General features: G+C 66.6%; 12 protein-coding genes. 6 read left to right on the forward strand and 6 right to left on the reverse strand.

Going from position 1 to position 14,059, the window contains the following annotated elements; all coding sequences use genetic code 11:
- Positions 1-17: 17 nt before the first annotated feature.
- From Q0071_RS13605 to Q0071_RS13615, 3 genes are all read left to right on the forward strand, one after another.
- On the forward strand, positions 18-1,589 hold the full coding sequence (locus Q0071_RS13605) for an AMP-binding protein (RefSeq protein ID WP_298170311.1): 1,572 nt from the start codon (positions 18-20) through the stop codon (positions 1,587-1,589).
- Positions 1,590-1,679: 90 nt separating this feature from the next.
- The gene (locus Q0071_RS13610; protein ID WP_298170314.1) at positions 1,680-2,084 is read left to right on the forward strand and encodes an MAPEG family protein; all 405 of its coding nucleotides are present in this window, start codon (positions 1,680-1,682) and stop codon (positions 2,082-2,084) included.
- Between the two features lie 4 nt (positions 2,085-2,088).
- A complete protein-coding gene (locus Q0071_RS13615) occupies positions 2,089-3,813 on the forward strand; it encodes an amidohydrolase family protein (protein WP_298170318.1) in 1,725 nt (574 codons plus the stop codon).
- Between the two features lie 128 nt (positions 3,814-3,941).
- On the opposite strand, the gene Q0071_RS13620 is transcribed toward Q0071_RS13615, so the two are convergent.
- Entirely contained in the window at positions 3,942-4,730 is a 789-nt protein-coding gene (locus Q0071_RS13620) for an SDR family oxidoreductase (protein ID WP_298170321.1), read from the reverse strand.
- 147 nt (positions 4,731-4,877) lie between these two features.
- Here Q0071_RS13620 and Q0071_RS13625 point away from each other — a divergent pair, with 147 nt between their 5' ends.
- Positions 4,878-5,738 carry an enoyl-CoA hydratase gene (locus Q0071_RS13625; protein WP_298170324.1) on the forward strand — a complete coding sequence of 287 codons (861 nt, stop codon included), beginning with the start codon at positions 4,878-4,880 and terminating at the stop codon, positions 5,736-5,738.
- Here the strand turns inward: Q0071_RS13625 and Q0071_RS13630 are convergent.
- The 3 genes from Q0071_RS13630 to Q0071_RS13640 are packed head-to-tail and all read right to left on the reverse strand — an operon-like array spanning position 5,735 to position 10,274.
- Positions 5,735-7,909 carry a GH92 family glycosyl hydrolase gene (locus tag Q0071_RS13630; protein ID WP_298170327.1) on the reverse strand — a complete coding sequence of 725 codons (2,175 nt, stop codon included), beginning with the start codon at positions 7,907-7,909 and terminating at the stop codon, positions 5,735-5,737. The two genes, Q0071_RS13625 and Q0071_RS13630, sit on opposite strands and share 4 nt — an antisense overlap.
- Positions 7,906-9,468: an alpha-amylase family glycosyl hydrolase gene (locus Q0071_RS13635; RefSeq protein WP_298170330.1), complete on the reverse strand. Its 1,563-nt coding sequence runs from the start codon at positions 9,466-9,468 to the stop codon at positions 7,906-7,908. The genes Q0071_RS13630 and Q0071_RS13635 overlap by 4 nt, the downstream gene beginning before the upstream one ends.
- Entirely contained in the window at positions 9,465-10,274 is an 810-nt protein-coding gene (locus Q0071_RS13640; RefSeq protein WP_298170332.1) for a phytanoyl-CoA dioxygenase family protein, read from the reverse strand. Before Q0071_RS13640 ends, Q0071_RS13635 begins: the two co-directional genes overlap by 4 nt.
- Before the next feature lie 132 nt (positions 10,275-10,406).
- Between Q0071_RS13640 and Q0071_RS13645 the strand changes: the two genes are divergently transcribed.
- Complete coding sequence (locus Q0071_RS13645; RefSeq protein WP_298170335.1) at positions 10,407-11,252, forward strand: AraC family transcriptional regulator; 846 nt, start codon at positions 10,407-10,409, stop codon at positions 11,250-11,252.
- 91 nt (positions 11,253-11,343) lie between these two features.
- Complete coding sequence (locus Q0071_RS13650) at positions 11,344-12,021, forward strand: TetR/AcrR family transcriptional regulator (protein WP_298170337.1); 678 nt, start codon at positions 11,344-11,346, stop codon at positions 12,019-12,021.
- 8 nt (positions 12,022-12,029) lie between these two features.
- On the opposite strand, the gene Q0071_RS13655 is transcribed toward Q0071_RS13650, so the two are convergent.
- Together Q0071_RS13655 and Q0071_RS13660 are read right to left on the reverse strand one after the other, a co-directional pair.
- Positions 12,030-12,383 carry an EthD domain-containing protein gene (locus Q0071_RS13655; RefSeq protein ID WP_298170339.1) on the reverse strand — a complete coding sequence of 118 codons (354 nt, stop codon included), beginning with the start codon at positions 12,381-12,383 and terminating at the stop codon, positions 12,030-12,032.
- An 84-nt stretch (positions 12,384-12,467) separates the two neighbouring features.
- On the reverse strand, positions 12,468-14,054 hold the full coding sequence (locus Q0071_RS13660) for an ATP-binding cassette domain-containing protein (RefSeq protein WP_298170340.1): 1,587 nt from the start codon (positions 14,052-14,054) through the stop codon (positions 12,468-12,470).
- Positions 14,055-14,059: the final 5 nt, after the last annotated feature.

Raw genomic sequence — 14,059 nt, forward strand, 5'->3', positions numbered from 1 at the left:
AGAGGGAGATTCGCGGCGTGAACAAGTCGGTCAGTCTGGGGCAGGCCCTGCGGCACGCGGTGCATATGCGCGGCGATGGCGTGGCTGTCATCGATGGTGCCAAGTCGTTCAGCTGGAATGCCTTTGCGGACCGCGTCGCGCGGTTGGCTGGAGCCTTCAAGGCGCTTGGCCTGACAACCGGCGGGCGTGTCGTCCTGCTTTCGCTCAACAGCCACCATTCGCTGGAATGCTTCTTCGCCGCGATCCATGCGGGTGGGGCGATCACTCCGCTCAACCACCGGCTGGCGCTATGCGAGCTGTGCGATCAAGTGGCGGACTGCAAGCCGGACGTGATCGTGCTGGGCGATGATTTCTGCGACCTTGGCGGCGATCTGCTGGCGGCGGCGGGCGGCGCTGTGCCGCTTCTCCACGCGGGAGAGGGCGATGCGCCCGCCGGAATGCGCAGCCTTGAAGGCCTTGTCGAGGAAACCGCACCCCTGCCCGATCAGGGGCGCGGCGGCGATGATCTTGCCGTCCTGATGTACACTAGCGGCACCACGAGCGCGGCGAAGGGCGTCATGCTGAGCCACGCCAACTTCGTCGCCAATACCGCGAACACCTACGGCGAACTCGGTTTCGGACCCGATATCGTCCATCTGCATCACGGCCCGCTGTTCCATGTCGCAGCCGCGGCCCGGGTGTTTTCGGTGACCCACGCTGCGGGCACCCACGTGTTGCTGCCGCGCTTTGTCGCGGGTGAAGTCATAGCGGCGATCGAGTGGACGGGCGTCACCCACGCCACATTCGTGCCGACAATGCTGCGCGCGATGCTCGACGATCCGGCGCTGATCGAAGCCGATCTCAGCTCGCTGCGCGTGCTTTCCTACGGGTCTGCACCAATGCCCGAAGCGCTGCTCAGGGAAATCATGGCGGCGCTGCCCCATGTCGGCTTTCTTCAGTCTTACGGCATGACCGAACTTTCGCCGGTGGTGACCATCCTCGATTGCTACGACCATCTGCCCGAGCGGTGGGCAAGCGGCCGCCTGCGGTCGGCGGGAAGGCCTGTGATGTTCGCCGAAGTGGGCATTGTCGATGCGCAGGACCGTCTGCTTCCGCCCGGGGAGGCCGGCGAGATCGTCGCACGCGGGTCGAACGTCATGCTGGGGTACTGGAACCAGCCCGAACGCACCGCAGAGGCACTGCGTGGCGGCTGGATGCACACCGGTGACATCGGCTACTTCGACGATGAGGGCTATCTCTTCGTGATCGACCGGCTGAAGGACATGATCATTTCCGGGGGCGAGAACGTCTACTCGCTCGAGGTCGAGAACGCGCTGTCCGCGCACCCGGCGGTTTCGCAATGCGCCGTATTCGGCCGCCCGCACGAGCACTGGGGTGAGGCGGTTCATGCCGTCGCGACCCTGAAGGCGGGCATGGCGGCGACGGAGCGCGAGCTTATCGACCACTGCCGGAACATCCTTGCGCACTACAAGTGCCCGCGCACACTGGAGATCCGCGACCAGCCGATGCCGCTCAGCGGCGCGAACAAGATTTCAAAGGCCGCGCTGAAGGAAGAACTGCGGGCCCGCGAGAGTGCAGGGACGGTGTGACCAGATTGGTCCCTAAAATGCGAGTTGCCGCGCAGCCCTCCCGGCGTCAGCCTCTGCCCAAAGCACAAGGGAAGAGGCGCGCCGGCAATCATGATCGATCCATACGTCTATGTCGTGATCGTCAGCGCGCTGGCGCTGCTGGCCTACTATTTCACGCTGCTGATGGCGGGGCTGGCGCGCGGGCGGTTCAAGATTGCGGTGCCCTCGCATAGCGGCCCCGAGGAATACGAGCGCTACGTCCGCGCGCATCAGAACACGCTGGAGCATCTCGTGCTGTTCCTGCCCGGCATGTGGCTCTTCGCCTATGTGGTGAGCCCGTATTGGGCCGCCGGGATCGGCGCGATCTGGCCCTTCATGCGGGTGCTTTATGCGCGCGGCTATCATCAGGCGGCCGAGAAGCGGCTGATCCCGCTCTATATCTCGATGCCGCCGATCTACACGTTCGTGCTCGGCTCGCTGATCGGCGGGATCGTACGCGTGGTTCAGGGAGGATAAGCCCATGCAGGCCGATTATGACATCGTGATCCGGGGCGGCACGATTGCCGACGGAAGCGGCGGCGATCTGATCGAGGGCGATCTCGCCATCGCGGGCGGGCGCATCGCTGCCATCGGCGCTTTCGGCGGGCGCGGCACAGAGGAAATCGACGCCAAAGGCCGGATCGTCACCCCCGGTTTCATCGACGTCCACACGCATTACGATGGCCAGTGCATCTGGGCCGAAGAGCTCTCGCCTTCCTCTGCGCACGGGGTGACTGCGGCAGTCATGGGCAATTGCGGCGTCGGCTTCGCGCCCTGCCGCAAGGCCGATCACGAAATGCTGATCAACGTGATGGAAGGCGTCGAGGATATCCCCGGCGTGGTGATGACCGAAGGGCTTGCGTGGGACTGGGAGACGTTCCCGGAGTATCTCGACAAGGTCGCTGCCGGAAAGCGCGATATCGATATCGCCGCCTACCTGCCGCATTCGCCCCTGCGCGTCTATGCAATGGGCGAGCGCGGTGCGGCGCGCGAACCGGCGACCGAGGCGGACCTTGCACTGATGCGGCACCTGACGGCCGAGGCGATGCGCGCAGGCGCGATCGGCTTTGCCACTTCGCGCCTCTCGATCCACAAGACCGCCGATGGCGGCGCGATCCCCACTTTCGATGCCGATATTGCCGAACTGGAAGCGATCACGCGCGGCATGGGGGATGTGGGGGCAGGCACGTTCCAGGTCGTGCTCGATGCCTTCGTCGGGTGGGACAAGGAATACCGCGTGATCGAGCGGGTGATTGCCGCCAGCGGACGGCCCGCCACGTTCACGCTCGCCTCCGGCAACGATGCGCCGCCGCGCTGGCGGCGGGTGCTCGAAAAGCTGGAGGCGACCAATGCGGCGGGCGGAGTGGCCCACGCTCAGGTCATGCCGCGTCCGATCGGCCTGATCGCGGGGCTGGAGCTCACGGTGCATCCCTTCGTGCTCTGCCCGAGCTGGTCGAAGATCGCGCACCTTTCGATTCCCGAACAAGTCGCCGCGATGCGCGATCCGGCCCTGCGCGAGGCCTTGCTGAGCGAGGACTTTGCCCCCGGGCACCCGTTCAACGCGCTGGCGCGCAACTGGCGCTGGCTGTTCCCGCTCGATAATCCGCCGGACTATGCCCCGCCTGCGCACATGAGCATGGCAGGGCAGGCCGCCGCGCGCGGCTGCACGCCGCAGGAGATCGCCTACGACCGGCTTCTGGAAACGAACGGTCTCGGCCTGTTCCTGGCCGCGCTGGGCAACTACGAGAACGCGACGCTGGACAGCGCGCACGAGATGCTGCGCCATCCCTATTGCGTTCCCGGCCTCGGCGATGGCGGCGCGCATTACGGCGCGATCTGCGATGCGAGCTATTCGACCTACCTGCTCACCCAGTTCGTGAAAGGCGCGGGGCCGCTCAAGCTGGAACTGGCCGATGCCGTCCACATGCTCACCCGCAAGGCGGCGCGGGCGGTCGGGCTTGATGATCGCGGCCTACTGAAGGTGGGCGCGCGGGCCGATTTGAACGTGATCGACCTCGACGGCCTCTCGCTGCATCTGCCCGAAGTCGTGCGCGATCTGCCTGCGGGCGGACGCCGCCTGCACCAGCGCGCGAACGGCTACGAAGCGACCATTGTGGTCGGTGAGGTTATCCGGCGCTTCGACCAATCGACCGGCGCGCGGCCGGGCAAGCTGATCCGCGGGGCGGGGTACCGGGCGGTGGCCTGAGCCAAACTCGTTTCGCCCCACAACTCCCTCGTCACCCCCGCGGAGGCGGGGGTCCAGGGCGGATAGTGCAGTGCCTGCAGCTCTGGATTCCCGCCTTCGCAGGAATGACGAAAGTTTGGGCTTGAGCGTTAGAAGATCGAGGTGCCCATCCCGCCATCGACGACCAGCGACTGGCCGGTGAGGAAGCTCGTCTGCGCGCTGCACAGCATGGCCACCAGCGCTCCCAGGTCTTCGGCATCGCCGAAGCGACCGGCGGGAATGCGCACCGCTTTCACGAAGGACGCGACTTCCTCGTCATAGGTGCGCCCGTTTGCCGCCGCGCGCGGGCTCATCATTTCCTCGATCCCGGGCGTGTGGTGCATCCCCGGCAGCACGGAATTGACCGTCACGTTGAAGCGGGCGAGCTCCTTGGAAATCGCATGGCAGTAGTTGGCGAGCGCCGCGCGCGGAGGGCCGGAAAGGACGCGCATTGCGGCCGGATACTTGGCCGCCCCGGTGCTGATGTTGACGATCCGGCCCCAGCGCCGCTCGACCATCGGCACTGAAACCGCCTTGATGTAGTCGATCGGGCTGAGCAGCGCGGTCGCGACGGAGCGTTCGAATTGCTCGCGCGAGACGTCGCGGAAATCGCCGGTGAAGGGCGGCGGGGCGCAGGTCGCGACGAGGATGTCGGGATCGGGGCAGGCAGCGAGGATCGCGGCACGGCCCTCGTCGCTGGCGTGGTCGGCTGCGATCGCGTGCACCTTGGCGCCAGTCTCGGCGGCAATGGCGGCGCAGGTTGCCTCCAGCCGCGCCTTGCCGCGCGCCGAAATGAACACTTCCACGCCTTCGCGCGCCAATGCCAGCGCGGCGCCGCGCCCCATCCCGGCGCTGCCGCCGTTGACCAGTGCCTTGCGGCCCGCAATTCCCAGATCCATCGTCAAATCCCCAAACGTTCGCTGCGTGGCATCCTGCCTCATGGCGGCTGCGTAAACTGGCGAATATGCGGGCGGACAGGCCCGCGCCGTCAGTGCATTACCGTGTCAAATGCGCCGCCGAAGGGGCAACAGGAAGGGATAACTATCATGCGTGACACGCCGGCATTCGAGGACATCCGTTACGACAGGCCCGCAGACCGCGTCGCCCGGATCACGCTGGCCCGGCCTGACAAGCACAACGCGCAGTCGCTGCGCATGCTCTACGAAATCAACGACGCGCTTGATATCGCGATGGACGATGACGAGGTGAACGTCGTGATCTTCGCGGCGGACGGCAAGAACTTCTCCTCCGGGCATGACCTGGGCGACCGCGACCGTATCGGTGATCTTCGCCCGCCGATCCTTGGCTTTGGCGGCTATCGTAGTCCGGGGCCGCAGGGCCACATGTCGCGCGAGCAGGAAATCTACCTCGGCTTCTGCTGGCGCTGGCGCAATCTGCCCAAGCCGATCATCGTGGCTGTGCAGGGCAAGGCGATTGCCGGCGGTCTCATGCTGATCTGGCCGTTCGACCTGATCATCGCCGCCGATGACACCGAATTCTCAGATCCGGTGGTGGCATTCGGCATGAACGGGCACGAATTCTTCGTCCACGCGTTCGAACTCGGCCACCGCAAGGCCAAGCAGATGCTGTTCACGGGCGAGCCGATCGGCGCGGTGGAGGCCAAGACGCTTGGCATGGTCAACGAAGTTGTGCCCCGCGCCGAGCTTGAGAGCTTCACGCTCAAGATGGCGGAAAAGATCGCCTCGCGCCCGGCTATCGGCCTTAAGACTGCCAAGATGAGCGTCAACCAGTCGATGGACGCACAGGGCATGTGGAACGCGATCCAGTCCGCCTTCAATCTCCACCAGTTCGGCCATGCCAACAATTTCGCGCTCTATGGCCAGCTTGTCGATCCGCAAGGGCTGGAGATCATCAAGCGCGAGGCGCGGGCGAGCCGGAAGGACTAAAGCTCGAAGACCAGCCGGCCGCCGGTTGCCAGCTTGTTGTGCGGAATGCGGGTGGGCGGCAGCGGCTGACCGTTGATGCGAACTGCGCGCAGCCTGTCGCCCGTGCCACAGCTTTCGATCACCAGCGGACGGCGGCCGGGAACCGAAATCGTTGCGCGGCGTACCAGCGGCACCCCGGCGACATAAGTGCCGCTCGAAGGATCCACCGGATAGAACCCGAGTACCGCGAAGATATACCATGCGCTCATCTGTCCGGCGTCTTCGTTACCCATGATCCCGGCCGGGACATCGCGATAGAAATCGTGCGCGATCCGAGCGATCAGGCGGTGGCCGGTCTCCGGGCTGTCGGTGAAGGCATAGAGCCAGGCGATGTGGTGGCTCGGCTCGTTACCGTGCGCATATTGGCCGATCATCGCTTCCTGGCCGAGGTATTCGGCGCCTTTCGTGGCGGGCAGGCCGAAGAAAAAGCGGTCGAGCATGGTCTTGAGCCCAGCCTTGCCGCCCCACGCCTCGATCAAACCGCGCGTATCATGCAGCGCCGGCGTCCACGTGTATTGCCAGGCGTTGGCTTCGGTGTAATCGCCCGGATTGTTGAGCGGCGATGTGGGCGCAAGTGGGTCGAACGGCGTGCGCCAGTGGCCCTTGCTGTCGCGCCCGCGGGCAAGGCGCGTTTCGGGATCGATCAACTGGCGCCAGCCTGCCGCGCGTGCATCGAAGCGGTGGGTGAGGACGGTCTCGCCCAGCATGGCTGCCATGCGCGCGGTCGCCGCATCGCCAATCCCGGCTTCGAGCGAGCGCGAAACCGCCTCGCCGGCTACGAGATCGAAGGGGTAGTAGCCGTAGCGGTCGTATATCGACCAGACCGAGAGGGAATCGTCGCCCGGATAGAGCGGTTTGGCATCGCGCGTGGAGGTCGCGACCATGGCCGCGAGCGCGCGTTTGCCATCGAACCCGCGAAAGCCCTTGGCCCAGGCATCGGCGATCACGGGCAGCGCCGGTTCGCCGATCATCGTGCCCGTCTCGCCGCCCCAGATCGGCCATTTCGGCAGCCGCCCAGCTGCATCGCAGTGATCGAGCAGGGTGCTCACGAAATCGTCGACGCGCTCGGGCACCAGCAGCGTGTAGAGCGGATTGGCCGCGCGGAAGCTGTCCCACAGCGAGAGCGTCGAATAGCGCAGGCCCTTTGTCACCTGCCGCAGCTTGCCATCCGGCCCGCGCCAGCGGCCATCAACGTCACTGACGACCGAAGGATGCAGGAACAGATGGTAGAGCGCGGTTGCCAGGATGCGCTGCTGCGGCGCGGGTGCATCGATGCGTACCCGGTCGAGCAGGGCGCTCCATTCGCTGCGGCTTTCAGTTGCGATAGCGTCGAAGTCCCACCCGCCGCGCTCGTCACGATTGCGCCGTGCGCCGGTCCGGTCGGTCGTCGAAAGCCCGATGCGCACCTGAAGGGTGGCGTCCTCGCCCAGATCGAAGCCCAGCAGATAGCGCGGCGCGGCGTCTCCGGCGCGCGGCGGCAGGGTTTCGACCTCGGCAATGGGCCGGTTGAACTGGGCCGACCACGCCACGTGCCGGGAGGTCCAGTTCTGCCGAAGGGCCTCGCCTTCAAAGCCATCGGCGCTGAAGGTATTGGCGACTGACTGCACCGGCTGACGGTCCGTCCTGAAGGTAAGGCCATGCTGCAGATCGACCAGCACCCACACCCGGCCGCTGCGCGCAAAGCGGTAGCGGTGGAAGGCGCTGCGCAAGCTGGAGGTCAGTTCCACCCGCACGCCGTTGTCCGCCAGCGTCACCGCGTAGTAGCCCGGTCGCGCAACTTCGCTGGCCTTGGCATAGCTGCTGGCAAGGTCTTCGCGCCGATCAAGGCAGGGTTGCAGCAGGACATCACCGAGTTCGGGAATGCCCGTCCCGCTCGCGCGGTTCTGTGAAAAGCCGAGAATGCGCGGCGCGCGGTACTGGTAGCCGGAGGTATACTCCCAGCCTGAGGCGGCGTTGTCAGGTCCGGGCTGGATCATGCCGAAGGGGCGGCTCGGGCCGGGAAAGGTGTGCCCGGTGCCGTCCGTACCGATGAAGGGATCGACAAGGCCCGCGCGGTCCTCCGCCGCCCGGCCCACGAGTGGCCATGCCCCCGCCGCTGCGGTCAGCGCCAGCATCTGGCGGCGATCGATCACGGCGCCGTGGTCCAGACAGTCGCGGAATAGGGCGGCGCTGCGAGGCGGCCTGCGTCGTTCCGCCGCGCCTCGCCATAGCGCCGCACCGCACCGCTTGGCAGCGGCAGGCTGGCGCTTTCGTCCGCACCGCCGAAGTTGAACAGCACCAGCGCCTTGCCCGCTTTTGCCCGCCGCTCGATCAGCACGAGGTTCTTCTCCTGCGCCACAACCCGCGTCTCGCCATGCCCCAGCGCCGGCCAGCGCGCCCGCAAGGCTGCCAGCTTCCGGTAGGTTTCGAGCAGCGAGCCCGGCCGCCCGGCCTGCTCCGCCACCGAGACCCCGTCGCCCGGACCGTTGCTGTCGGGCGTGTGATAGGCCTCGGGGTATTGGCGATACCAGGCCGCATTCTCCGCCGCCATCGGATCGGGCACCCAGCGGAAGGCCTGCCGCAGCGGAATGTCGCGCGCGTCGGCATTGGCGGGCTGGTCTCCCTTGGCGGCATAGTCATCGGTCTGCGTGCCCGACATGCCGATTTCCTGCCCGTAGTAGAGGCTCGGCACCCACCCCGTGAGCAGGGTGATCGCTGCGCCCAGCCGAAGGATCTCCGCCCGCCGCGCCGCACCATGGGCAAAGCGCGGCGTGTCGTGGTTCTCAACGAACACGAGCTGGCTCCGCCCCGCCGGCACGGCCGTGTTCGATCCTGCAATGGCTGCCGCGAACCCCGCCGCATCGAGCTTGCCTGCCGCGTGCCAGATCGGGAACGCGAAGACCCGGTCGACCTTGCCCTTGGCAAAGAACGCGGTGCCGTCGCCCCAATCGGCCTGCTCGGCAATGATCGTCAGCTTCGGATTGAGGCCGTGCAGCTTCGTGATGATCGGCGCCCAGAAACCGGCCAGGAGGTCTTTCAACACGCCCGCGTTGTCGAGATCGTCCATCATGTGGTCGATGCGAAAGCCGTCCACCCCGTCGGAAGGATCGCCGTCGCCATCAGGATCGGCCCAGCGGGCAAGGTAGCGCGCGAAGTAGCTCTGAACTTTGGGCTCGGCGAGATTGACGGTGAACACCTGCCGCTTCTGGCCCGGCCAGACGATGAAATCATTGGTTCCCAGCAAGGTCGGCACCGGCGTGGTGTTCGTGCCGTCGCGATAGAGCAGGAACTTGCCGTAAGCGCTCTCAGGGTGCCCGGCAGAAGCGGTGCGCCATTCATGCCGGTCTGAAACGTACTGGATTTCCTCGTCCAGCACGATCTTCATCCCCCGCGCATGTGCATCGCGCACCAGCGCCGCGAAATCCGCCATGGTGCCGAATTCGGGATCGATCCCCTCGAAATCGTCGGCAAAGTAGTTGTGGTAGAATTGCGAGGGATAGAGCGGCGTCAGCATCACCGTCGTCACCCCCAGCCGCTGCAGATAATCGAGCCGCTGGCGGATGCCGATGAGATCGCCCTGCCGGTCGCCATTGCTGTCGGCAAAGCTGCGCACGAAAATGTGGTAGACCATCTCCGGCGGTGGTGAGACGGGTCGTGCCTCGGCCGGCGCGGCAAGGGCCAGCAGGGCCGCGAGAGCGATGCCCCACTTCATCGAGCCAGTCCGCCATCGAACAGCACCGGATTGAGCGGCGAGGCGGCAGGATCGCCCGGCGCGAGCCCCGGTAGCCACTGTGCCAGATCGGTCCTCTGCATGGCATTGACCGGCTCGGCCACGGTCATCTCTGCATCGATGTAGATCATCGTCATCACTGAACGCGGCCTTTCGCTAAGGTTTGGCCCAGCGCGGTGGAAGGTCCAGCCGCCATGGAAGCTGACATCGCCCAGCGCATAGGCCGCGCGGTCTATCGGGTGCCCCTGAGCTTCCATTTCGGCGGTGATCCGCGCCTCGCTTTCGTCCGAAATCGGCAGATTGCGGCCGAGCTCGCTATGATGGCTCCCGGAATAGAACTCCAGCGGCCCCATTTCGAGCGGCACGGGCTGGAGCGGGATCCACGCGGTGATTGCCCGGTCGCTGGCGAGCGGCCAGTAATACTGGTCAGCATGCGCCGGGGTGATCCCGCCGGAGGGCTCCTTGTAAAGCGACTGGTCGTGATAGAGGCGCACGCCCTTCACGCCCATCAGTTGCGCCGCAACCCCGGCCAGCCGCTGCCCGAACACGAAGCGGCGTGCCAGCTCGGACGAGCGCCAGAGGTTCATCACTTGCAGAAACGCCTGATCATAGGTCTCGCGCTCTTCGAGCGGCTTGTCCTGCGTATTGAGCGCGAGCGTCAGCCGGGTGATTTCCTCGCCGTAGTGCCCCAGCGTCTCTGCATCGAGCAGGCCCGGCAGGCGCACGAAGCCCTCGCGCGCGTAGCGCTCGATCAGGTCGTGCGGGACAGCGTAGGGCAGATCGAGCATGGCAGGCGCGCTTTCCGTCTTGCAGGGGGGCGGTCCGGCACTGGACCGCTTGCCAGACTATACCTGTAGCGTTTCCTCCCACCATCCGGCACGATTGCGACAATTCCGGCGATAAGCTATCAATATCTTGTCATGCTGCCCGCACTGTCCGAACCTGTCGCCCTCCCGCCCGGACGTTCGGTTCGCCTTGAGCGGGTTCACCAGCCACGCGGCGCGCCGGTGCCCGACCGGTTCCTCCATTTCCACGGCCCTGCCGAACTCGTGTTCCTTGAGCAAGGCAGCGGCAGCTTCATCAGCGAAGCGGGCGAATGGCCGTTCTCGCCGGGCTCGGTCCTCTATGCCCCCGGCATGGCGATCCACGACTTTGCTTTTGCGCCCGGCGAACGCTGCTGGACGCTTGTTCAGTTCGATCCGCTCGCCGTCGATCCCGGTCTCCCCGCGCTCCCGCAAGTCGCCTGCGCGGCCACGCCCGGTTCGCTTGGCGCGCAGCGCATGGCGCTGCTGCTGGACTGGCTTGCGGGCAGCCTCGCGGACGATACCCCTGAAGCGCAGGTGCGCGTGATCCTCGAGGCCCTTGTGCTTGCGCTGAAGGACGCGTTCGGGGCGCATGGCGGGCGAGGCACCGGGCCAACGGCTGCCCTGTCCCCCTTTCGCCCGCTGCTCCAGCATTGGGAACGCTTTCCCGAAAAGCCTCTTGGGCTAACCCAAGCCGCTTCGCTCTGCGCGCTCTCGCCTTCCTACTTCTCGCGCCGGTTCACCAGCACCTTTGGCAGCGGGTTCGTCACCTACCAGACGCGCTTGCGCCTCCAGCAAGCCGCGCGGATGCTCGCAACCGGAGACCTGCCAGTCTCGCAGATCGGCTATCGCACCGGCTTCCAATCACACGCGTACTTCTCGCAGTGCTATCGTGCCGTTTTCGGCGTGAGCCCATCCACGCACCGCAAGATGCTGCTGGCTGGCAGGAGATCGAACGAGTAGGATCACCCGGAATACTTGGTTTTTCGACATGTGAGCCCAGGGCAGGATGGGGGCCGGGGCAAGCGGGCGCAAACGGGGCAGGGGCAGGCCAGTGACCGGATCGACGACAAAGACGCGCGTTCTCGATGCCCTGCTGCCTGGCGGCCGCAGCGCGGAGCCGGCGCGCTGGCAGCAACAGAAGAGCGCGCGCACGAGGCTGCGCATCGTTGAGGCGGCGATCGATTGCCTTGTCGAAGAGGGCTACTCCGGGCTCACCACGCAGGATGTGGTGGAGCGCACCGGCGTCTCGCGCGGGGCGATGCATCACCATTTTCCCACCCGCATGGACCTTGTTGGCGCTGTCGTCGAACACGTGTTCTTCGAACGCATGCGCCTGTTTCTCGAAGATTATCTTACGAAGATGCAGCATGCCTCGGAAAGCGAGCGGCTGGAGATCGCCACGGCAGCCCACTGGCGCAGCGTGCAGACCCGCGAATACTCCGCCTACCTCGAACTCGCCGTCGCCGCGCGCACGGACTTGGAACTCGATCAGTTCTTCGGCCCTGTCGCGCGCCGTTACGATGAGGTGTGGATTACCGAGATGATCGAGGCCTTCCCGCACTGGCGCGATCAGTGGGAACAGATGAAGCTGGCCAGCGACTTTGTGAACGTGCTGCACATGGGCCTGCTTCTGCAGCAGCCAGTATTCGGTGAAGCGCGTACGCGGCGGACCCAGCGACTTTCGAACGAAGTGCTGCGTCAGGTCTACGCCGGCATTCTGGTGGTCTGAAGCGCCGCTCAGCCCGGCATCACGGAACGGTGCTGCTCCACCCGGTAGACGCGCATGCGCGGCCGGTCGAACAGGCGCTCCTCGTCCTCGGTTATCTCGCGCCGTGTCTCGGGCTCGGCCAGCGCGGCAAAACATGCGGCCATCGCCGCCTCGTCGGCAAATTCGATCTCCATCGCCACGTCGAAGTCGTGCTCGATGTCGCTGCCATCCATCGGGTGAAGGTGCTTGCGTTCATAGCGGATCGCCCAGGGGCCGAGCACTTTCTCACCGATCAGGCGATGGTGGGTCTCGTAATAGGCGATGAAATCAGCCTTGCTCATGTCGGGGCGACGCTTGAGCAGAGTGAGGACGGTGACTGTCATGTGGGCCTCCCCTTCGATGGGGGCAGTCTATCCGATCGGCGGCACTGGTGCGGCTGGCGAATAGGTTAGGCCGGCGGCGCCGGGCTATCCGGCTGCGGGGGCAACCCGCTCGACCGGAACCTGAGCCTGCGCCAATGCCAGCGGCACCGGGCGGTGCGAGGCTATCAGCAGGCCGGCTCCCCTTGCATCCAGCCAGGCACGGAGCGCTGCGACAAGCGCGGCTTCGGTCGCGGAATCGAGGCCCTCGGTCGGCTCGTCGAGCAGCAGCCAGGGCCGATCCGCCAGCAGTGCCCGTGCCAGCGAGAGGCGTTTGCGCTCACCGCCAGAGAGAATGCCGCCATCCTCGCCCAGCATGGTATCGAGGCCCTGCGGCATGCGCTGGATCCGCTCCCACAGCTGCGCGGTGCGCAGCGCCTGCTCCATGGCCGCCGTGTCGATCCCCGGCCGCGCGAGGCGCAGGTTGTCGGCAACCGTGCCGGCGATCAGCATCGGCTCCTGCGGCGCAAGCGCGACCTGCTGGCAGATGGCCGCACCCGGCAGCGCCGCCACTGCAGTGCCGCCAAGGGTGAGGCTGTGTGCAGGGGCGCGCAGCCCCGCCAGTGCCTCGATCACCTGCGTCTTGCCCGATCCCGATGCCCCGGTCAGCGCAATGCGGCTGCCCGGCGCGAAGTCCGCCGTGTCAAGGCCCAGCGTGGCAGGCGCTGCGGCGACGGTCGGCTCGCTCTGCGGTGCAGGCAGGGCGAGCAGCACCCGCAGCCGTTCCGTGCCTTCGGCGACGGCGGCTTCCCGCGCGCTGGAGCGGGCGATGGCGGCAACCGCCTCGATACTCGCTGTCGCCGCCAGCATGGCGAGGGCGGTCAGCGGCGGCGAGGCTGCGCTGGAAAGCAGCGTCGTGGCGGCGGCCAGCGCGCTGGCGAGGATGAGCAACCCGCTGCTCGCCGCCTCGATCCGGGCCAGCTTGCGCTGTGCATCATCGAGCCGGTCGGCCTCGGCGACCAGCAGGGCGGTGACGCGGTCTGCCAATCCGTACGTGATGATCTCGTTGCGCGCTGCGGCGTAGTCTACCAGCATGCGCCGCAGCCGCGCGGTCGCCTCTGCCGCTTCGGCGGCCGGCGCGGCGCTCAGGCGGGGCGGCAACGCGGCGAGCGCGGTGAGCAAGAGTGCCAGGACGGCCACAAGCAGCAGCGCCGCCAGCCATCCCGCCAGCGCCACGGCACCAAGCCCGATCAGCATCGTGCCGAAGGCCGCCGGAATGCCGGGCCGCCGCACGACAAGATCTTCCAGCGCTGCGATATCGCCGATCAGCCGAGCGCTCGCATCCCCGCTGGCGAGGTCCGGTGCGCTGCGGCCTTCGGCATGGGCGAGCCGGGCAAACAGAGTGCTGCGCAGGCCCGCCAGCGCATGGAGCGCGGCCTCGTGGCTCCACAGCCGCTCGCCATAGCGCGCGGCGGTGCGCACCACTGCCAATCCGCGGATCGCGGCGCTGGGGATCAGGTAGTTGAACCCCGCGATGGCCATCGCGCCGCTTGCCCCCGCGAGCGCGGCAGCGGTGAGGAACCAGCCCGAAAGCGCCAGCAGCACAAGGCCGCCGACTCCGGCTGCGAACGCCGCCACAAAGCCGAGCACGATGCGGCTCCTGACGCGCGGCGGGAGCGGAAGAGGAAAGCGCACCGTGA

The sequence above is a fragment of the Novosphingobium sp. genome (assembly GCF_027486195.1).
GTDB lineage: Bacteria > Pseudomonadota > Alphaproteobacteria > Sphingomonadales > Sphingomonadaceae > Novosphingobium.